20 protein-coding genes are annotated in these 18343 nt (G+C 61.4%); 19 read left to right on the top strand and 1 reads right to left on the bottom strand.

Annotated features, from left to right (window positions below; genetic code table 11):
* Positions 1-5 precede the first annotated feature (5 nt).
* From ABV589_RS22920 to flhB, 19 genes are all read left to right on the top strand, one after another.
* Positions 6-1385: a sigma-54 dependent transcriptional regulator gene (locus tag ABV589_RS22920; protein ID WP_367083844.1), complete on the top strand. Its 1380-nt coding sequence runs from the start codon at positions 6-8 to the stop codon at positions 1383-1385.
* Between the two features lie 232 nt (positions 1386-1617).
* Positions 1618-1947 carry a flagellar hook-basal body complex protein FliE gene (gene fliE / locus ABV589_RS22925; protein WP_003222869.1) on the top strand — a complete coding sequence of 110 codons (330 nt, stop codon included), beginning with the start codon at positions 1618-1620 and terminating at the stop codon, positions 1945-1947.
* Positions 1948-1962: 15 nt separating this feature from the next.
* Positions 1963-3750, top strand: a complete 1788-nt coding sequence (gene fliF / locus ABV589_RS22930) for a flagellar basal-body MS-ring/collar protein FliF (protein ID WP_007966239.1) — start codon at positions 1963-1965, stop codon at positions 3748-3750.
* On the top strand, positions 3743-4762 hold the full coding sequence (gene fliG, locus ABV589_RS22935; RefSeq protein WP_007920042.1) for a flagellar motor switch protein FliG: 1020 nt from the start codon (positions 3743-3745) through the stop codon (positions 4760-4762). The genes fliF and fliG overlap by 8 nt, the downstream gene beginning before the upstream one ends.
* A gap of 4 nt (positions 4763-4766) precedes the next feature.
* Positions 4767-5573 (top strand): flagellar assembly protein FliH, encoded by an 807-nt coding sequence (fliH, locus tag ABV589_RS22940; RefSeq protein WP_367083846.1) that lies wholly within the window; start codon positions 4767-4769, stop codon positions 5571-5573.
* Positions 5563-6921 (top strand): flagellar protein export ATPase FliI, encoded by a 1359-nt coding sequence (fliI, locus tag ABV589_RS22945; RefSeq protein ID WP_007966241.1) that lies wholly within the window; start codon positions 5563-5565, stop codon positions 6919-6921. The genes fliH and fliI overlap by 11 nt, the downstream gene beginning before the upstream one ends.
* A 6-nt stretch (positions 6922-6927) precedes the next feature.
* Positions 6928-7377, top strand: coding sequence for a flagellar export protein FliJ (gene fliJ / locus ABV589_RS22950; RefSeq protein ID WP_103483925.1), 450 nt, complete (start codon positions 6928-6930; stop codon positions 7375-7377).
* 155 nt (positions 7378-7532) lie between these two features.
* Positions 7533-7838, top strand: coding sequence for an STAS domain-containing protein (locus tag ABV589_RS22955; RefSeq protein WP_007966243.1), 306 nt, complete (start codon positions 7533-7535; stop codon positions 7836-7838).
* Between the two features lie 5 nt (positions 7839-7843).
* Positions 7844-9547: a fused response regulator/phosphatase gene (locus ABV589_RS22960; protein WP_367083849.1), complete on the top strand. Its 1704-nt coding sequence runs from the start codon at positions 7844-7846 to the stop codon at positions 9545-9547.
* A gap of 30 nt (positions 9548-9577) precedes the next feature.
* The gene (locus ABV589_RS22965; protein ID WP_367083851.1) at positions 9578-9925 is read left to right on the top strand and encodes an Hpt domain-containing protein; all 348 of its coding nucleotides are present in this window, start codon (positions 9578-9580) and stop codon (positions 9923-9925) included.
* A 106-nt stretch (positions 9926-10031) separates the two neighbouring features.
* Positions 10032-11426: a flagellar hook-length control protein FliK gene (locus ABV589_RS22970; protein ID WP_367083853.1), complete on the top strand. Its 1395-nt coding sequence runs from the start codon at positions 10032-10034 to the stop codon at positions 11424-11426.
* A 224-nt stretch (positions 11427-11650) separates the two neighbouring features.
* On the top strand, positions 11651-12154 hold the full coding sequence (gene fliL / locus ABV589_RS22975) for a flagellar basal body-associated protein FliL (protein ID WP_007966247.1): 504 nt from the start codon (positions 11651-11653) through the stop codon (positions 12152-12154).
* Positions 12155-12163: 9 nt separating this feature from the next.
* Positions 12164-13132 (top strand): flagellar motor switch protein FliM, encoded by a 969-nt coding sequence (fliM, locus tag ABV589_RS22980; protein ID WP_003222890.1) that lies wholly within the window; start codon positions 12164-12166, stop codon positions 13130-13132.
* A 53-nt stretch (positions 13133-13185) separates the two neighbouring features.
* Positions 13186-13647, top strand: coding sequence for a flagellar motor switch protein FliN (gene fliN, locus ABV589_RS22985; RefSeq protein ID WP_164747895.1), 462 nt, complete (start codon positions 13186-13188; stop codon positions 13645-13647).
* Positions 13648-14100 carry a flagellar biosynthetic protein FliO gene (fliO, locus tag ABV589_RS22990; RefSeq protein ID WP_007966250.1) on the top strand — a complete coding sequence of 151 codons (453 nt, stop codon included), beginning with the start codon at positions 13648-13650 and terminating at the stop codon, positions 14098-14100. It abuts the gene before it with no gap.
* Positions 14100-14858 (top strand): flagellar type III secretion system pore protein FliP, encoded by a 759-nt coding sequence (gene fliP / locus ABV589_RS22995; RefSeq protein ID WP_003222895.1) that lies wholly within the window; start codon positions 14100-14102, stop codon positions 14856-14858. Before fliO ends, fliP begins: the two co-directional genes overlap by 1 nt.
* Positions 14855-15124 (top strand): flagellar biosynthesis protein FliQ, encoded by a 270-nt coding sequence (fliQ, locus tag ABV589_RS23000; RefSeq protein ID WP_007920026.1) that lies wholly within the window; start codon positions 14855-14857, stop codon positions 15122-15124. The genes fliP and fliQ overlap by 4 nt, the downstream gene beginning before the upstream one ends.
* Positions 15125-15127: 3 nt before the next feature.
* Positions 15128-15913 carry a flagellar biosynthetic protein FliR gene (gene fliR, locus ABV589_RS23005; RefSeq protein WP_007966251.1) on the top strand — a complete coding sequence of 262 codons (786 nt, stop codon included), beginning with the start codon at positions 15128-15130 and terminating at the stop codon, positions 15911-15913.
* 3 nt (positions 15914-15916) lie between these two features.
* Complete coding sequence (flhB, locus tag ABV589_RS23010; protein WP_007966253.1) at positions 15917-17056, top strand: flagellar biosynthesis protein FlhB; 1140 nt, start codon at positions 15917-15919, stop codon at positions 17054-17056.
* A gap of 725 nt (positions 17057-17781) precedes the next feature.
* Here the strand turns inward: flhB and ABV589_RS23015 are convergent.
* Positions 17782-18141 (bottom strand): hypothetical protein, encoded by a 360-nt coding sequence (locus ABV589_RS23015; RefSeq protein ID WP_367083857.1) that lies wholly within the window; start codon positions 18139-18141, stop codon positions 17782-17784.
* Positions 18142-18343 lie beyond the last annotated feature (202 nt).

Here is an 18343-nt window from a genome sequence, read left to right on the forward strand (position 1 = left end):
ACGTCATGGGCATCAAGGTTTTGCTGGTCGAGGATGACCGCTCGTTGCGCGAAGCGCTGGCCGATACGCTGTTGCTGGCGGGCCACGACTACCATGCAGTCGGCAGTGCCGAAGAGGCGCTGCAGGCGGTCGAGCGCGAAGCGTTCAGTCTGGTGGTCAGCGACGTCAACATGCCTGGCATGGACGGCCATCAACTGCTCGGTTTGCTGCGTGCGCGGCAGCCGCAATTGCCGGTGCTGCTGATGACTGCGCACGGCGCGGTCGAGCGTGCGGTGGATGCGATGCGCCAGGGTGCGGCGGATTACCTGGTCAAGCCGTTTGAGCCCAAAGCGTTGCTGGACCTCGTTTCGCGGCATGCCTTGGGCAGCATCAGCATTACAGATTGCGAAGGTCCGGTAGCGGTCGAGCCGGCCAGTGCGCAGTTGCTCGAACTGGCGGCGCGGGTGGCACGCAGTGATTCCACGGTGTTGATTTCCGGCGAGTCCGGTACCGGTAAGGAAGTGCTGGCGCGTTACATTCACCAGCAATCCCACCGCGCCAGTCAGCCGTTCATCGCGATCAACTGCGCGGCGATCCCCGACAACATGCTCGAAGCCACGCTGTTCGGTCACGAGAAGGGCTCGTTCACCGGCGCCATCGCGGCTCAGGCCGGCAAGTTCGAACAGGCCGATGGCGGCACCATTCTGCTCGACGAAATTTCCGAAATGCCCCTGGGCCTGCAAGCCAAGTTGCTGCGAGTGCTGCAGGAGCGTGAAGTCGAGCGCGTCGGTGCGCGCAAGCCGATCACCCTGGATATTCGCGTAGTCGCGACCACCAACCGTGATCTGGCCGGTGAAGTGGCAGCGGGTCGTTTCCGTGAAGACCTTTTTTACCGCCTGTCGGTTTTTCCCCTGGCCTGGCGTCCACTTCGCGAGCGCACTGCCGATATCTTGCCGCTGGCCGAGCGGTTGCTGAACAAACACGTCAATAAAATGAAGCATGCGGCGGCGAAACTTTCGCCAGACGCCCAGGCTTGCCTGACCCACTACCCGTGGCCGGGCAACGTGCGTGAGCTGGATAACGCGATTCAACGGGCGCTGATTCTGCAGCAGGGTGGTTTGATCCAGCCGCAGGATTTCTGTCTGACCGGCGCAGTGACCTACACCGCGGCGCCGGTGCAACCGCTGGTGCGCGAGATCGAAGTCGAGGCCGAATCCGCCGGGGCGCTGGGCGATGACCTGCGGCGCCGGGAGTTCCAGATGATCATCGACACCCTGCGCACCGAGCGTGGCCGGCGCAAGGAGGCTGCGGAAAAACTCGGTATCAGCCCGCGTACCCTGCGTTACAAGCTGGCGCAGATGCGTGATGCCGGGATGGACGTCGAAGGCTATCTGTTCGCTACCTGAAAGTTGTCGCAGTCAATTGTGGGAGCGAGCTTGCTCGCGAAAGCGGTGGGGCAGTTGCGAAAATGTCGACTGATTCTCCCTCTTCGCGAGCAAGCTCGCTCCCACAGTGATTTCACGGTGCCTGGACGGGCTTTTATAAAATAAGTCCGCGGAGCTGGCACCGTTGTTGCTAACACCTGTGTACCCGCCGAGTGAGTGTCAAAAAATTGCGGGCCGCCCAAGAGAGTAGACCATGAGCCAAGGTATTGAATTCAATCGGTTGATGATGGACATGAAGGCCATGAAAATGGACGCCATGGCCACGCCGAAATCGACTGCCGCCGTCCCTGAACTGGCAGGCAGCAGCTTTTCCGACATGCTCGGTCAGGCCATCAACAAAGTCAGCGATACCCAGCAGGCGTCAACTCAGTTGGCCAACGCATTTGAAATCGGCAAGAGCGGCGTCGATCTGACGGACGTGATGATCGCCTCGCAGAAAGCCAGCGTGTCGTTCCAGGCTCTGACCCAGGTGCGCAACAAGCTGGTTCAGGCTTATCAAGACATCATGCAGATGCCGGTTTAAGGACGAGATTGAGTCATGGCAGAAGCAGTCGCCGATAACGTTCCGGCCAAGGCCACCCCGATAGACGGCAAACCGCCGCTGTTCGGCCTGTCCTTCCTGGAAAACCTCTCCGAGATGACCATGCTGCGTCAGGTGGGCCTGTTGGTCGGCCTGGCTGCGAGCGTGGCGATTGGCTTTGCCGTGGTGCTGTGGTCGCAGCAGCCGGATTACCGTCCGTTGTACGGCAGCCTTGCCGGCATGGACGCCAAGCAGGTCATGGACACCTTGGCCTCCGCCGACATCCCTTACACCGTCGAGCCGAACTCCGGCGCCTTGCTGGTCAAGGCCGACGACCTGTCCCGTGCGCGGATGAAACTCGCGGCCGCTGGTGTCACTCCCAGCGACGGCAACATCGGTTTCGAAATCCTCGACAAGGAACAGGGTCTGGGCACCAGCCAGTTCATGGAAGCGACGCGTTACCGTCGCGGCCTTGAAGGCGAACTGGCGCGCACCATCTCCAGCCTGAACAACGTCAAGGGCGCCCGCGTGCACCTGGCGATTCCGAAGAGCTCGGTGTTCGTGCGTGATGAACGCAAGCCAAGCGCTTCGGTGCTGGTCGAGTTGTACTCCGGGCGTTCGCTGGAGCCGGGTCAGGTGGTGGCGATCATCAACCTGGTGGCGACCTCCGTGCCTGAATTGAGCAAATCGCAGATCACCGTCGTCGATCAGAAGGGCAACCTGCTTTCCGATCAGGCGGAAAACTCCGAAATGACCATGGCCGGCAAGCAGTTCGATTACAGCCGCCGCATGGAGAGCATGCTCACCCAGCGCGTGCACAATATTCTGCAACCGGTACTGGGCAACGATCGGTACAAGGCTGAAGTCTCGGCCGACATTGATTTCAGTGCCGTCGAATCCACCGCCGAGCAGTTCAACCCGGACCAACCGGCGTTGCGCAGCGAGCAGTCGGTCAACGAACAACGCACCGCCAGCAATGGCCCGCAAGGTGTGCCGGGTGCGCTGAGCAACCAGCCGCCGGCGCCGGCTTCGGCCCCGCAAACCACCGGTGGTGCGCAAGCTTCTACCGGCATGATTCAGCCCGGTCAGCCACTGGTCGATGCCAACGGTCAGCAGATCATGGACCCGGCCACCGGCCAGCCGATGCTCGCGCCGTATCCGGCCGACAAGCGTCAACAATCCACCAAGAACTTCGAGCTCGACCGTTCCATCAGCCACACCAAACAGCAGCAGGGTCGCCTGAATCGTCTGTCGGTGTCGGTGGTGGTCGACGATCAGGTCAAGGTTAATGCGGCCAACGGTGAAACCACCCGCGCGCCGTGGAGCGCCGACGAATTGGCGCGCTTCACCCGTCTGGTGCAGGACGCGGTCGGCTTCGATGCCAGCCGTGGCGACAGCGTCAGTGTGATCAACATGCCATTCTCCGCCGAGCGCGGTGAAGTGGTCGCCGATATTCCGTTCTACTCCCAGCCATGGTTCTGGGACATCGTCAAACAAGTGCTGGGTGTGCTGTTCATCCTGGTGCTGGTGTTTGGTGTGCTGCGTCCGGTGTTGAACAACATCACCGGCGGCGGCAAAGGCAAGGAGCTGGCCGGTCTGGGCAGCGACGTGGAACTCGGTGGCATGGGCGGCCTGGACGGCGACCTGGCCAACGACCGCGTGAGCCTCGGTGGTCCGCAGAGCATTCTGTTGCCTAGCCCGAGCGAGGGTTACGACGCACAACTGAATGCAATCAAGAGTTTGGTGGCCGAGGATCCGGGTCGCGTGGCTCAGGTCGTGAAAGAGTGGATTAACGCAGATGAGTGATAACCGAGCCGCAACCGTCAAACTGAACAAGGTCGACAAAGCCGCGATTCTGCTGCTGTCCCTGGGTTCGACCGATGCCGCGCAAGTGCTGCGCCATATGGGCCCGAAAGAGGTTCAGCGTGTGGGTGTGGCCATGGCCCAGATGGGCAACGTCCATCGCGAGCAGGTCGAGCAGGTCATGAGCGAGTTCGTCGACATCGTCGGCGACCAGACCAGCCTTGGCGTCGGCTCCGACGACTACGTGCGCAAAATGCTCACCCAGGCGCTGGGTGAAGACAAGGCCAACGGCCTGATCGACCGCATCCTGCTCGGTGGCAACACCAGCGGCCTCGACAGCCTGAAGTGGATGGAACCGCGCGCGGTTGCCGACGTGATCCGTTACGAACACCCGCAGATTCAAGCGATCGTGGTGGCATACCTCGACCCGGATCAGGCCGGTGAAGTGCTCGGCAACTTCGACCACAAGGTGCGTCTGGACATCATCCTGCGCGTCTCGTCGTTGAACACCGTGCAACCGGCTGCGTTGAAAGAGCTGAACCAGATTCTCGAGAAGCAGTTCTCCGGCAACTCGAATGCCTCGCGCACCACCTTGGGCGGCATCAAGCGTGCGGCGGACATCATGAACTTCCTCGACAGCTCGATCGAAGGCCAGCTCATGGACTCGATCCGCGAAGTCGACGAAGACCTGTCCGGTCAGATCGAAGACCTCATGTTCGTGTTCAACAACCTGGCCGATGTCGACGACCGTGGCATTCAGGCGCTGTTGCGCGAAGTCTCTTCCGACGTGCTGGTGCTGGCCCTCAAGGGTTCGGACGAAGGCGTCAAGGAGAAGATCTTCAAGAACATGTCCAAGCGTGCCGCCGAACTGTTGCGCGACGACCTCGAAGCCAAAGGCCCGGTGCGCGTCAGCGACGTGGAAACCGCGCAGAAGGAAATCCTCACCATTGCCCGTCGCATGGCCGAGGCCGGCGAGATCGTGCTCGGTGGCAAGGGCGGCGAGGAAATGATCTAAGCCCATGGACAAGCATGACGAGTCAGTGACGGATCTGATCCGCGCCCGCGATGTCCGTGGTTTCGAATCCTGGGCGCTGCCCAGCTTCGATCCGCCGAAACCGGAACCCGAGCCGGAACCGGAGCCCGAACCGCCGGAAATGGAAGAAGTGCCGCTGGAAGAAGTCCAGCCACTGACTCTGGAAGAACTCGAAAGCATCCGTCAGGAGGCTTACAACGAGGGCTTCGGCATCGGCGAGAAAGAAGGGTTTCACAGCGCCACGCTGAAGGTGCGTCAGGAAGCCGAAGTGGCGCTGGCGGCGAAACTCGCCAGCCTCGAGCAACTGATGACCCACCTGTTCGAGCCGATTGCCGAGCAAGACACGCAGATCGAAAAGTCGCTGGTCGACCTCGTGCAACACATCACCAGACAGGTAATTAAGCGCGAACTGGCGATCGACTCCAGTCAGATCGAACACGTCATGCGCGACGCGCTCAAGCTGTTGCCGTTGGGCGTGGACAACGTGCGTCTGTACGTCAATCCGCAGGACTTCGAGCAGGCCAAGGCCTTGCGCGAGCGTCACGAAGAAACCTGGCGCATCGTCGAAGACGACACGTTGCTGCCGGGCGGTTGCCGGGTTGAAACCGAGCACAGCCGCATCGACGCCAGCATCGAGACCCGCGTGACCCAGGTCATGGCCAAACTGTTCGACCAGTTGCATGAACAGGCCCTGCACCCGGCGGCGCCCGATCTGAGCCTGGACATTCCTGAAGAAAGCCAAGCGGCGGCTGCGCCTGAAGAGCCGCTCGCGGACACCCCCGATGCGCCTTGAACGCACCAGTTTCGCCAAGCGCCTCAGCACCTATGCCGACGCCACTGAAATCGCCGGCGCGCCGATTCTCGAAGGCCGCCTGCTGCGCATGGTCGGCCTCACCCTTGAAGCCGAAGGCCTGCGCGCCGCCATGGGCACCCGCTGCCTGGTGATCAATGACGACAGCTATCACCCGTCTCAGGTGGAAGCGGAAGTCATGGGTTTTTCCGGCAGCAAAGTCTTTCTGATGCCGGTCGGCAGCGTCGCCGGTATCGCCCCGGGCGCCCGTGTGGTGCCGCTGGCCGAAACCGGTCGCTTGCCAATGGGCATGAGCATGCTCGGTCGCGTACTCGATGGCGCCGGACGCGCGCTGGACGGCAAGGGCGGGATGAAGGCTGAAGACTGGGTGCCAATGGACGGCCCGACCATCAACCCGCTGAACCGCGACCCGATCCACGAACCGCTGGACGTCGGCATCCGTTGCATCAACGGTTTGCTGACGGTCGGGCGTGGTCAGCGTCTGGGTCTGTTCGCCGGTACCGGTGTCGGTAAATCGGTGCTGCTGGGCATGATGACCCGCTTCACCGAGGCCGACATTATCGTCGTCGGTCTGATCGGTGAGCGGGGTCGAGAAGTTAAGGAGTTCATCGAGCACATCCTCGGTGAAGAAGGCCTCAAGCGTTCCGTGGTCGTCGCCTCGCCGGCGGACGATGCGCCGCTGATGCGTCTGCGCGCGGCGATGTACTGCACGCGGATCGCCGAGTATTTCCGCGACAAGGGCAAGAACGTCCTGTTGCTGATGGATTCGCTGACCCGTTTCGCCCAGGCCCAGCGGGAAATCGCCTTGGCTATCGGTGAGCCGCCAGCGACCAAGGGTTATCCGCCCTCGGTGTTCGCCAAACTGCCGAAACTGGTGGAGCGCGCCGGTAATGCGGAGAAGGGCGGGGGTTCGATCACCGCGTTCTACACCGTGTTGTCCGAAGGCGATGACCAGCAGGACCCGATTGCCGACTCGGCGCGGGGCGTGCTCGACGGCCACATCGTGTTGTCCCGGCGTCTGGCCGAGGAAGGTCACTACCCGGCCATCGACATCGAAGCGTCGATCAGCCGGGTGATGCCGGCCGTGGTCTCGGCGGAACACATGCAGCGCGCGCAGTACTTCAAGCAGCTGTGGTCGCGCTATCAGCAGAGCCGCGACCTGATCAGCGTCGGCGCTTACGTCGCCGGTGGCGACCGCGAGACCGATCTGGCGATCTCGCTGCAACCGCAACTGACCCGCTACCAGCGCCAGGGGCTGAACGACAAGATCAACATGGGCGAGAGCCAGGCTTACCTCGAAACCCTGTTCGCGCCTGCGGCGGGCGGGTAACCGGCCATGGCCGTGAGCCGAGCTGCGCGTCTGGCACCGGTGGTGGAAATGGCCGAACAGGCCGAGAAAACCGCCGTGCAGCGCCTGGGTTATTTTCAGGGCCAGGTCAAAGTCGCTGAAAGCAAACTCGCCGACCTCGACGCCTTTCGTCTGGATTATCAGGAACAGTGGATCGTGCGCGGCAGCGACGGGGTTTCCGGGCAATGGCTGCTGGGGTATCACGGCTTTCTGGCGCAACTGGACACCGCGATCGACCAGCAGCGGCAAAGCCTGGTCTGGCACCAGAACAACCTGATCAAGGCGCGCGACGCCTGGCAGCAAGCATTCGCCAAGGTCGAAGGTTTGCGCAAACTGGTACAGCGCTACCGCGAAGAGGCGCAACGCCTCGAAGACAAGCGCGAGCAGAAGCTGCTGGACGAGTTGTCGCAGCGCTTGCCGCGCCACGATCCTTTTTAAACCAGATCAAAAGATCGCAGCCTTCGGCAGCTCCTACACCGATCCTGCAGGAGCTGCGGCACGCTGCGATCTTTTGACTTTGCTCTGCACCTTGCCCCAACCCTGTCCAGGTGCTAAACCTTGTACACGTTCGTCAATGACAAGGAAGCCAGTCAATGTCAGTCGTTACAGAAGTCTCTCCGGATGGTCAAAAACTGACGATTTCGGTCAGGGGGCGGTTCGATTTTGGGCGCCATCAGGAATTTCGCGAGTCCTATGAGCGGCTTAACAGAAAACCTGACTCCATCGTGGTTGATCTGAAAGATGCCACCTACCTCGACAGCTCCGCGCTGGGCATGCTGCTCCTGCTGCGCGATCACGCCGGCGGCGACGACTCGGACGTGCGCGTGATCAACAGCAACTCCGACGTGCGCAAGATCCTCGCCATCTCCAACTTCGACAAACTGTTCGACATCAGTTGACGGCCATGCAGGCGCAAGAGCCGCTGACCATCCTGATCGCCGAAGACAGCGCCGCCGACCGTCTGCTGCTGTCGACCATCGTCCGCCGTCAGGGCCATGAAGTGCTGACCGCCGCCAATGGCGCCGAAGCGCTGGAGGTGTTTCGGCGTCAGCCACCGCATCTGGTGCTGATGGACGCGATGATGCCGGTGATGGACGGCTTCGAAGCGGCGCGGCAGATCAAGGCGCTGGCGGGGGAGACCCTGGTGCCGATCATCTTCCTGACCTCGCTGACCGAAAGCGAAGCCTTGGCCCGTTGTCTGGAGGCGGGTGGCGACGACTTTCTGGCGAAGCCCTACAACCAGGTGATCCTCGCCGCCAAAATCAAGGCGATGGATCGCTTGCGCCGCTTGCAGGCCACGGTCCTGCAGCAGCGCGACCTGATCGCCAAGCATCACGATTACCTGCTTAATGAACAGCGCGTGGCCAAAGCCGTTTTCGACAAGGTCGCGCATTCGGGTTGCCTGAGCGCGCCGAATATTCGCTACCTGCAATCACCCTATGCGCTGTTCAACGGCGATCTGCTGCTGGCGGCCTATACCCCGGCCGGCGACATGCATGTGCTGCTGGGTGATTTCACCGGTCACGGCTTGCCGGCGGCGGTGGGGGCGATGCCGCTGGCCGAAGTGTTTTACGGCATGACCGCCAAGGGCTACGGTCTGGCGGAAACCCTGCGCGAGATGAATGCCAAGCTCAAGCGCATCCTGCCGGTGGACATGTTCTGCTGCGCGACCATGCTTTGCCTGAGCTTTCAGCGCCGCACGGTGGAGGTGTGGAACGGCGGCATGCCCGACGGTTATCTGCACCGTATCGCCACGGGCGAACGGTTGCCGCTGGCGGCGCGCCATTTGCCGTTGGGGGTGCTCAGCCCGCAAGCGTTTGACGATCGCACTGAAGTGCAGGCCATGGCGGTCGGGGATCGCGTGTTCCTGCTGTCAGATGGCGTGATCGACACCACTGACGCCGATGACCGGTTGTTTGGCGTCGAGCGTCTGCAGCAACTGTTTGCCGCCAATCGTGAGCCGGACAATCTGTTCGCCGAGATCGAGCAGGCCTTGCACGCCTTTCGCGGCGAGCCCCGCGACGATGTGAGCATGGTCGAGATCAGCCTGCTGGAAGCAACGCAGGTAGTGCCGTCGACGCCGGTATATTCCGACAGTGGCCAATCGTGCCCGCTGGACTGGTCGGTAAGCTTCGAGTTTCGCGGGGCTACGCTCAAACGTTTCAATCCCTTGCCGTATCTGCTGCAGTTGTTGCAGGAAGTACACGGTTTGCGCACCCAGGGCGGGGCGATCTACAGCGTGCTCGCCGAGTTGTATTCCAATGCGCTGGAACATGGCGTGCTGGGTCTCGATTCCAGCCTCAAGCGCGATGCCGCCGGGTTTGCCAGCTATTACCAGCAGCGTAATGCGCGCCTCGAGGCCTTGCAGGACGGTTACGTGCGCGTGCATCTGCAAGTGAAGCCGCAAGGTGCCGGAGGCTGCCTGGTCATTCGCGTCGAAGACAGCGGCAAGGGTTTTGACGTGGCGAGGGTGATGGAGCGGCCGCTGGACGATGTCCGTTTGTCGGGGCGCGGCGTCAGTTTGATCCGGCAATTGGGGCATAACGCCAGTTGGTCGGACGAAGGTCGCAGTGCTTGCGTAGAGTTTTTCTGGGAGGTTAAGGCATAATCCGCCGATTCTTGATCAAGGAGTGAACAAGTGACTGACCAACATGTGGATCGCGAAGTACTCGATGCGTTGCGCGAAGTGATGGAAGACAGCTATCCGGATTTGCTGGATACCTTCCTGACCGATTCTGAAAGTCGCTTGCATCAATTGCAAAAGACCGCCGACGCCAAGGTGTTGGCCGAGGTCGCCCATAGTTTCAAGGGCAGCGCCAGCAACATGGGCGCCGTGCGACTGGCGACGCTCTGTCAGGAGCTGGAGGCGGATGCCAAAGGCAAAAGCCCTGCGGAAATCGTCAAACTGGTGGCCGATATCAGCAGCGAATTCGCCGATGTCCGCCCGATCTACGAAGACGAACGCCAGCACGCCCTGACGCATTGAATCCTGCCGTCCGACGCTTTTCGCAAGCGCCGGACAAAACTGGCCCGACACTTGCAATAATCCCCGTCAACTGTACCTACGATCCCAGTGCAGCGGAGACCGTGTCATGCCTGCGACCCCCAATGTTCTTCTTCAATCTGCCGCCCAGGCCAAGGCGCAAGCTGCCGCCGCGAAAGCGCCGGTCATAGCCGCAGACACCGGGGATAAGGCCTCAAGCTTCGCTCAGGTGTACGCTGATCAAGGCCCGAAGAAGCCCCTTGCGAGCGCTGACAATTCGGTGAAGCCGGCGCGCGACAAGGTGGCCGACAACAGCGACAAGAAGGATTTCAGCAAGGATAAATCTGCCGCCACGCAACAGACCGTTGCCGATAGCGGCAACGCCTTGCCTGCCGACAAGACTGCACTGACAACCTCCGATGATCAGGCAGCCGCTGACAAGGCCGCCGCCGATGCTGCCGCGGACAGCGCGCAGACGCCAGTGGCGGACACCCCTCCGGTGGATCCGGCACTGGATCCGGCACTGGCGCAAACCGTGCAACCGCTGGTGACCGCGCCAGTGGTGGCAGCGCCAGTCGCTGCAACACCGGAGCCGGCCAAGGCTGAAACACCGGTCGTGGCCGCAACCGTCGCGCCAGCCGTGGTCAAAGATCCGGCGGCATCGACCGACAGCGCTTTCGACCCGGCGACCGATCCGCTTGACTCGCTGCCGGCGGTGCGCATGGCGATGGAGCAGGGCGGACACATTTCCGCCAGCAGCCAGACACAAGCCAAAGCTACGCCGGCCCAGATCCAGGCCGACGGTGAATTGACTGCGGCGCAGAATTTCGCCGCCGGCATGGCCAGCATGCTCGACGTGCAGGCCGACAAGGACAGCACCAGTCAGAATGGCGAAAAGGCCTTCAGCGGGTTGATCGACGATGGCCTGAAAGATCTGAAGGCTGCTACCAGCGACACCCGGGTCGATGATTTCGCCAACCGTCTGGCAGCGCTGACGCAGGCGGCCACCCCGAAAACCGCGAACGCGGTGCCGGTGAACCAACCGATCGCCATGCATCAGAGCGGCTGGACCGAAGAAATCGTCAACCGCGTCATGTACCTGTCCAGCGCCAACCTGAAGGCGGCGGATATTCAATTGCAGCCGGCAGAACTCGGGCGTCTGGATATCCGGGTGAACATGGTGCCGGACCAGCAGACCCAGGTGACCTTCATGAGCGCGCATCCAAGCGTGCGTGAAGCCCTAGATGGTCAGATGCATCGCTTGCGTGACATGTTCACCCAGCAGGGCATGGGCCAGGTCGACGTCAATGTCTCCGATCAGAGCCGTGGCTGGCAGGGTCAGCAGGGTCAGGAACAGGCGCAGCAGGGCCAGAGCGGCCGCACCAGCGCCGTTGGTGGACGCCTGGATTCGGTGGAGGAAGAGCTGACGCCAGCGGCAGTGGCGGAAGCTGCTGCGCAAACCACCAGTGTCATTGGCAGCAGCGCCGTCGACTATTACGCCTGATTCAAAGTATCCCCAAAAACCTGTGGGAGCTGGCTTGCCAGCGATGGCGGCGGCACATTCAAAACCAATGTGTCAGACAAATCGCTATCGCTGGCAAGCCAGCTCCCACAGGGCTTGCATCGATTCATACTCCCACTCCTCCAAAGCTCCGACACTTCTGGCATAACACTTGCTCTTGCCTTGCCGTGCGACTGTGAAAACCCGATTAGTGACGGATTATTGGCATGGCGAAGAGCGAAGCAGCAGCTGTAAAAGACCCCGCGACCAAAGGCAAACTCAAGATGATCATCCTGATCGTGGTGGCTCTGCTGCTGGCGATCGGTGTGTCCGTGGGCGCGACCTGGTACTTCATGCACAGCGCTCAGAGCAAGCCTGCCGCAGCGGCCGAGGCCACTCCGGTCGGCAAGCAACCGGCGATTTTCGAGCCGATGGCACCGGCGTTTGTCGCCAACTACAACCAGAACGGCCGTCAGCGCTACATGCAGGTGAGCATCACCATGCTGGCGCGTAACCAGGCCGATCTGGAAGCGCTCAAAGTGCACATGCCGGTGATCCGCAACAACCTGGTGATGCTCTTCTCCGGTCAGGATTTCGCCACGCTGGCGACCCCGGTCGGCCAGGAGATGTTGCGCCAGAAAGCTACCGCCAGCGTCCAGGAAGTGGCGCAGAAAGAGCTGGGCAAAGTGGTGATCGAACAGTTGCTTTTCACTAATTTCGTACTGCAGTAGGAACACGACATGGCCGTGCAGGATCTGCTGTCCCAGGATGAAATCGACGCGCTGTTGCATGGCGTCGACGATGGTCTGGTACAGACCGATAACGCTGCCGAACCCGGCAGTGTCAAAAGCTACGACCTGACCAGCCAGGATCGCATCGTCCGCGGACGCATGCCGACTCTGGAAATGATCAACGAGCGTTTTGCCCGTTACACCCGCATCAGCATGTTCAACATGCTGCGCCGCTCGGCGGACGTTGCCGTCGGTGGCGTACAGGTGATGAAGTTCGGCGAATACGTGCACTCGCTGTACGTGCCGACCAGCCTCAACCTGGTCAAGATCAAACCGTTGCGCGGCACCGCGCTGTTCATTCTCGACGCCAAACTGGTGTTCAAGCTGGTGGACAACTTCTTCGGCGGCGACGGCCGTCACGCCAAGATCGAGGGGCGTGAATTCACCCCGACCGAACTGCGTGTGGTGCGCATGGTGCTCGAGCAGGCGTTCGTCGATCTGAAGGAAGCCTGGCAGGCGATCATGGAAGTCAATTTCGAGTACATCAACTCGGAAGTGAACCCGGCCATGGCCAACATCGTCGGCCCGAGCGAAGCGATCGTGGTCTCCACCTTCCACATCGAACTCGATGGCGGTGGCGGTGACCTGCACGTGACCATGCCGTACTCGATGATCGAGCCGGTACGCGAAATGCTCGACGCCGGTTTCCAGTCGGACCTCGACGATCAGGACGAGCGCTGGGTCAACGCCCTGCGCCAGGACGTGCTCGATGTCGACGTGCCGATCGGCGCCACCGTGGCCCGCCGCCAGTTGAAGCTGCGCGACATCCTGCACATGCAGCCGGGAGATGTGATCCCGGTGGAGATGCCGGAAGACATGATCATGCGCGCCAACGGCGTACCGGCCTTCAAGGTCAAGATGGGCTCGCACAAAGGCAACCTCGCGTTGCAGGTGATCGAGCCGATCGAGCGTCGTTGAAGCGCCGCTCTTACTCCCACGTATTTAACTGAATTGTTGCCCGCCGAGGACACATGATGAACGACGAAATGAACGCCCAGGACGATCAGGCACTGGCCGACGAATGGGCTGCGGCCCTGGAAGAGACCGGTGATGGCAGCCAGGCTGACATCGACGCGCTGCTGGCCGCCGACGCTGGCGCCGCAAGCTCCAACCGTCTGCCGATGGAAGAGTTCGGCAGCGTGCCGAAGAACAACGATCCGGTGACCCTGGACGGTCCGAACCTGGACGTGATCCTCGACATCCCGGTGTCGATCTCGATGGAAGTGGGCAGCACCGACATCAACATCCGCAACCTGCTGCAACTGAACCAGGGTTCGGTGATCGAGCTGGATCGTCTGGCCGGCGAGCCGCTGGACGTACTGGTCAACGGCACCCTGATCGCGCACGGCGAAGTGGTGGTGGTCAACGAGAAGTTCGGCATCCGCCTGACCGACGTGATCAGCCCAAGCGAACGCATCAAGAAGCTGCGCTGAGTGAAACGGTTTCTCTGGGCATTGCTGGCATTGCCATTGAGCGTGCTGGCCGCCGAGCCGTCGACGGCGACGACCGTGCCTGCTGCCACCGCGCCGATGGTCAACAGCGGCGTGGCCGGGCAACTGACCCAACTGGTGTTCGGCCTGTTGCTGGTGCTGGGGTTGATCTTCTTCCTCGCCTGGCTGCTGCGCCGGGTGCAACAGTCGGGGCCGGCGGGCAAAGGCCAGGTGATCGAGCTGATCGGCTCCCGCGCGCTCGGCCCGCGTGACCGGTTGATGCTGGTGCAGGTCGGCAACGAGCAGATTCTGTTGGGCCTCAGTCCTGGCACCATCACCGCGCTGCACGTGCTCAAGGAGCCGGTGCAAGTGCCGAGCAGCAGCGAAAAAGCGACCCCGGAATTTGCCCAGCATCTGCTGAAGATTCTCGGCAAGGATCAGAAGGATAAGAAGTAATGGGTGCGCTACGCATCGTCTTGACGCTGGCCCTGATGCTGGCCGCGCCGCTGGCATTCGCCGCCGACCCGTTGTCGATTCCGGCGATCACGCTGGGCACCAACGCCGACGGCGCGCAGGAGTATTCGGTCAGCCTGCAGATTCTGCTGATCATGACCGCCCTGAGCTTCATTCCGGCGGCCGTGATTCTGATGACCAGTTTCACCCGGATCATCATCGTCTTCTCGATCCTGCGTCAGGCCCTTGGCCTGCAGCAGACGCCGTCGAACCAGATCCTCACCGGCATGGCGCTGTTCCTCACCATGTTCATCATGGCCCCGGTGTTCGACCGGGTGAACAACGATGCGCTGCAGCCGTACTTGGCGGAAAAACTCACCGCCCAGCAAGCGGTGGAAAAAGCCCAGGTGCCGATCAAGGACTTCATGCTCGCCCAGACCCGCACCAGCGATCTGGAGCTGTTCATGCGTCTGTCCAAGCGCACCGACATCGCCACCCCGGATCAGGCGCCGCTGACGATTCTGGTGCCGGCGTTTGTCACTTCCGAGCTTAAAACCGCGTTCCAGATTGGCTTCATGATCTTCATTCCGTTCCTGATCATCGACCTGGTCGTGGCCAGTGTGCTAATGGCGATGGGGATGATGATGCTCTCGCCGCTGATCATTTCGCTGCCGTTCAAGATCATGCTGTTCGTACTGGTGGATGGCTGGGCACTGATCATCGGCACCCTGGCCAGCAGTTTCGGAGGTGTCTCGCCATGACGCCGGAAGTCGCGGTCGATATCTTTCGTGAAGCGCTGTGGCTGACCACCTTGATGGTCGCGATTCTGGTGGTGCCGAGCCTGTTGGTCGGCCTGCTGGTAGCGATGTTTCAGGCAGCGACGCAGATCAACGAACAGACCCTGAGCTTCCTGCCGCGTCTGCTGGTGATGCTGGTGACGCTGATCGTCGCCGGTCCGTGGATCGTGCAGACGTTCATGGAATACATCATTCAGTTGTACAAAAACATTCCGATGGTCATCGGCTAAGCCATGCAGTCGCTGCTTCAGCTGACCGACACCCAGATCAGTACCTGGGTGGCGTCGTTCATGTTGCCACTGTTTCGCGTTGCCTCGATGCTGATGGTCATGCCGGTGTTCGGCACCACGCTGGTGTCGCGGCGGATACGCCTGTATTTCGCCGTGGCCATTACCGTGTGCATTGCCCCGGGGTTGCCGCCGATGCCGGAGGTCAGTCCGCTTGCGCTCAGCGGCTGGTTGCTGATTGCCGAGCAGATTCTGGTCGGTGCGGTGCTGGGGTTTTCCCTGCAACTGTTTTTTCAGGCGTTTGCCGTGGCCGGGCAGATTGTCGCGATCCAGATGGGCATGGGCTTCGCCTCGATGGTCGATCCGGCCAACGGTGTCTCGGTGGCGGTGATCGGGCAGTTCTTCACCATGCTGGTGACCTTGCTGTTCCTGTCGATGAACGGCCACCTGGTGGTCTTCGAAGTGCTCACCGAAAGCTTCACCACGCTGCCGGTTGGCGGCGGGTTGATGACGGCGCAGTATTGGGAGCTGGCCGGCAAGCTCGGCTGGGTGCTGGGGGCCGCGTTGTTGCTGGTGCTGCCGGCGGTCACCGCGCTGTTGGTGATCAACATCGCATTCGGCGTGATGACCCGCGCCGCGCCGCAACTGAACATCTTCTCCATCGGTTTCCCGCTGACCCTGGTGCTGGGCCTGTTCATCGTCTGGGTCGGGTTGGCGGACATCCTCAATCAGTATCAGCCGCTGGCCAGCGAGGCCTTGCAGCTGTTACGCGAACTGGCACGGGCGCGCTGAGTCATGGCTGAGAGCGAAAGCGGTCAGGACAAAACAGAAGACCCCACGGACAAACGGAAAAAGGACTCCCGGGAGAAGGGCGAGATTGCCCGCTCCAAAGAGCTCAATACCCTCGCCGTGATGATGGCCGGCGCCGGTGCGCTGCTGGTGTTCGGCGGCATGCTGGCCGAAGACCTGATGGAGCTGATGCGCCTGAACTTCACCCTCTCGCGCGAAGTGATCATGGATCAGGGGGCCATGGGCAGGTTTCTGTTGCAGTCGGGCCAGATGGCGCTGCTGGCAATCCAGCCGATCATGATCACCCTGTTGCTGGCGGCGTTGATCGGGCCGATCTCCCTCGGTGGCTGGCTGTTTGCGGCCGGCTCCATGGCGCCCAAGTTCAGCCGGATGAACCCGGCCTCGGGCCTGAAACGGATGTTTTCGTTCAAGGCGGTGGTCGAACTGCTCAAGGCGCTGGCGAAGTTTCTGATCACCTTGTCTGTGGCGCTGGTGGTGTTGTCATCCGATGTCGACGATTTGTTGCGTATCGCTCATGAACCGCTCGAGATGGCGATCATTCACAGCGTCACGCTGGTCGGCTGGAGTACGTTGTGGCTGGCCTGCGGCCTGATCATCATCGCCGCCGTCGATGTCCCGGTGCAGCTCTGGGAAGCGCACAAGAAACTGCTGATGACCAAGCAGGAAGTGCGCGACGAGCACAAGGATCAGGAAGGCCGGCCGGAGGTCAAGCAGCGCATCCGCCAGACCCAGCGCGAGATGTCGCAGCGGCGGATGATGGCGGCGATTCCCGACGCCGACGTGGTTATCACCAACCCGACCCACTACGCCGTCGCGCTCAAGTACGACTCGGAGAAGGGCGGCGCGCCGGTGTTGCTGGCCAAGGGCAGCGACTTCCTCGCGCTGAAGATCCGCGAAATCGCCGTCGCCAACAACGTCATGCTCCTCGAATCGCCGGGGCTGGCGCGCTCGATCTACTACTCCACCGAGCTTGAACAGGAAATCCCCGGCGGCCTGTACCTCGCGGTCGCTCAGGTATTGGCCTACGTCTACCAGATCCGCCAGTACCGCGCCGGCAAGGGCAAACGCCCGGATCCGCTCAAGGACGATCTGCCGATTCCGCCGGATCTGCGCCGCGATTCCTGACGTCGGTGTGATGAAAAAAACCGCCGCCCCGATTTAACGGGGCGGCGGTTTTTTTATGCCTGACCCAATGATATTTTGGCTCCTGCCGCGGTCATTGTGTGGTGAGGGGATTTATCCCCGATGGGCTGCGCAGCAGACCCAAGGCCTGTCACTGCAATCTTTCAGAAATACCGCGAGCTCAGGTTTTACGACTGCTGCGCAGCCGAGCGGGAGCGAGCTCCCTCGCCACAGTTTCTCGTCTGACTTCTCAGCCCGGCAACTCCAGATTATCCAGCGCCCGATTCACCTCCAGCTCGCCACCTGACCCAATGAAACTTCGACTCCTGCCGCAGTCATTGTGGCGAGGGAGCTTGCTCCCGCTGGGCTGCGCAGCAGACCCAAATCCTGTCACTGCAAATTTTCAGAAATACCGCGAGTTCAGGGTTTACGGCTGCTGCGCAGCCGAGCGGGAGCGAGCTCCCTCGCCACAGTTTCTCGTCTGACTTCTCAGGCCGGCAACTGCAGATTATCCAGCGCCCGATTCACCGCCAGTTCCCCACCCGGCCCAATGAAGCTTCGACTTCTGATGCAATTATTGTGGCGAGGGAGCTTGCTCCCGCTGGGCTGCGCAGCGGTCCTAAAACCTGTCACTGCGATCTTTCAGAAATACCGCGAGTTCAGGGTTTACGGCTGCTGCGCAGCCGAGCGGGAGCGAGCTCCCTCGCCACAGTTTCTCGTCTGACTTCTCAGGCCGGCAACTGCAGATTATCCAGCGCCCGATTCACCGCCAGTTCCCCAAGCATGATCAGTTGCGCAATCCCCAGCAGCGTCCTGCGCTGCGACGCCGGTATGAGGTGGGCGAAGTCATTGGCGATGGTTCTGGCTGAGGCGAGGGTTTCGCAGGCATCGGCCAGCAGTTCCTCGTTTTTGAAGTCGGCGGTGACGGCGTACATCGAGCGGGTTTTACGTTGAATGGGCGTGGCGCCGGGGGAGCAGAGGTAATGGTCGAGGGCGCGATCGGCCGCTTCGTGGAGCTTTTTTGAATCGAGGGATTCGTAGGGGGAGGTGGCGTCGGTTTCGGGTGGGTTGGGTGTTGGTTTGATCATGGTGAAGCTCCTTTGAGGTGGAGCCGCTACAACCTGTCGCTAAACAGGAGGGTGGCGGCTGTACGCAGGTTAGCGAACCGGTCAAAGGCACCCGGCAGACCCGAAGGTCTCCCGCATACAGCCACCATGACGAAATCGCGAAAATACAGATCCGCAACGAAGCCTGGAACGCTGATGCACCTTTGAATTGAGTTCGAGTCGC

The sequence above is a fragment of the Pseudomonas sp. HOU2 genome (assembly GCF_040729435.1).
Lineage (GTDB): Bacteria > Pseudomonadota > Gammaproteobacteria > Pseudomonadales > Pseudomonadaceae > Aquipseudomonas.

What these genes read in the sequence shown, in the direction of transcription:
- ABV589_RS22920 (WP_367083844.1), top strand. Translation starts at nt 6, where the DNA reads ATGGGCATCAAGGTTTTGCTGGTCGAGGATGACCGCTCGTTGCGCGAA.
- fliE (WP_003222869.1), top strand. Translation starts at nt 1,618, where the DNA reads ATGAGCCAAGGTATTGAATTCAATCGGTTGATGATGGACATGAAGGCC.
- fliF (WP_007966239.1), top strand. Translation starts at nt 1,963, where the DNA reads ATGGCAGAAGCAGTCGCCGATAACGTTCCGGCCAAGGCCACCCCGATA.
- fliG (WP_007920042.1), top strand. Translation starts at nt 3,743, where the DNA reads ATGAGTGATAACCGAGCCGCAACCGTCAAACTGAACAAGGTCGACAAA.
- fliH (WP_367083846.1), top strand. Translation starts at nt 4,767, where the DNA reads ATGGACAAGCATGACGAGTCAGTGACGGATCTGATCCGCGCCCGCGAT.
- fliI (WP_007966241.1), top strand. Translation starts at nt 5,563, where the DNA reads ATGCGCCTTGAACGCACCAGTTTCGCCAAGCGCCTCAGCACCTATGCC.
- fliJ (WP_103483925.1), top strand. Translation starts at nt 6,928, where the DNA reads ATGGCCGTGAGCCGAGCTGCGCGTCTGGCACCGGTGGTGGAAATGGCC.
- ABV589_RS22955 (WP_007966243.1), top strand. Translation starts at nt 7,533, where the DNA reads ATGTCAGTCGTTACAGAAGTCTCTCCGGATGGTCAAAAACTGACGATT.
- ABV589_RS22960 (WP_367083849.1), top strand. Translation starts at nt 7,844, where the DNA reads ATGCAGGCGCAAGAGCCGCTGACCATCCTGATCGCCGAAGACAGCGCC.
- ABV589_RS22970 (WP_367083853.1), top strand. Translation starts at nt 10,032, where the DNA reads ATGCCTGCGACCCCCAATGTTCTTCTTCAATCTGCCGCCCAGGCCAAG.
- fliL (WP_007966247.1), top strand. Translation starts at nt 11,651, where the DNA reads ATGGCGAAGAGCGAAGCAGCAGCTGTAAAAGACCCCGCGACCAAAGGC.
- fliM (WP_003222890.1), top strand. Translation starts at nt 12,164, where the DNA reads ATGGCCGTGCAGGATCTGCTGTCCCAGGATGAAATCGACGCGCTGTTG.
- fliN (WP_164747895.1), top strand. Translation starts at nt 13,186, where the DNA reads ATGATGAACGACGAAATGAACGCCCAGGACGATCAGGCACTGGCCGAC.
- fliP (WP_003222895.1), top strand. Translation starts at nt 14,100, where the DNA reads ATGGGTGCGCTACGCATCGTCTTGACGCTGGCCCTGATGCTGGCCGCG.
- fliQ (WP_007920026.1), top strand. Translation starts at nt 14,855, where the DNA reads ATGACGCCGGAAGTCGCGGTCGATATCTTTCGTGAAGCGCTGTGGCTG.
- fliR (WP_007966251.1), top strand. Translation starts at nt 15,128, where the DNA reads ATGCAGTCGCTGCTTCAGCTGACCGACACCCAGATCAGTACCTGGGTG.
- flhB (WP_007966253.1), top strand. Translation starts at nt 15,917, where the DNA reads ATGGCTGAGAGCGAAAGCGGTCAGGACAAAACAGAAGACCCCACGGAC.
- ABV589_RS23015 (WP_367083857.1), bottom strand. Translation starts at nt 18,141, where the DNA reads ATGATCAAACCAACACCCAACCCACCCGAAACCGACGCCACCTCCCCC.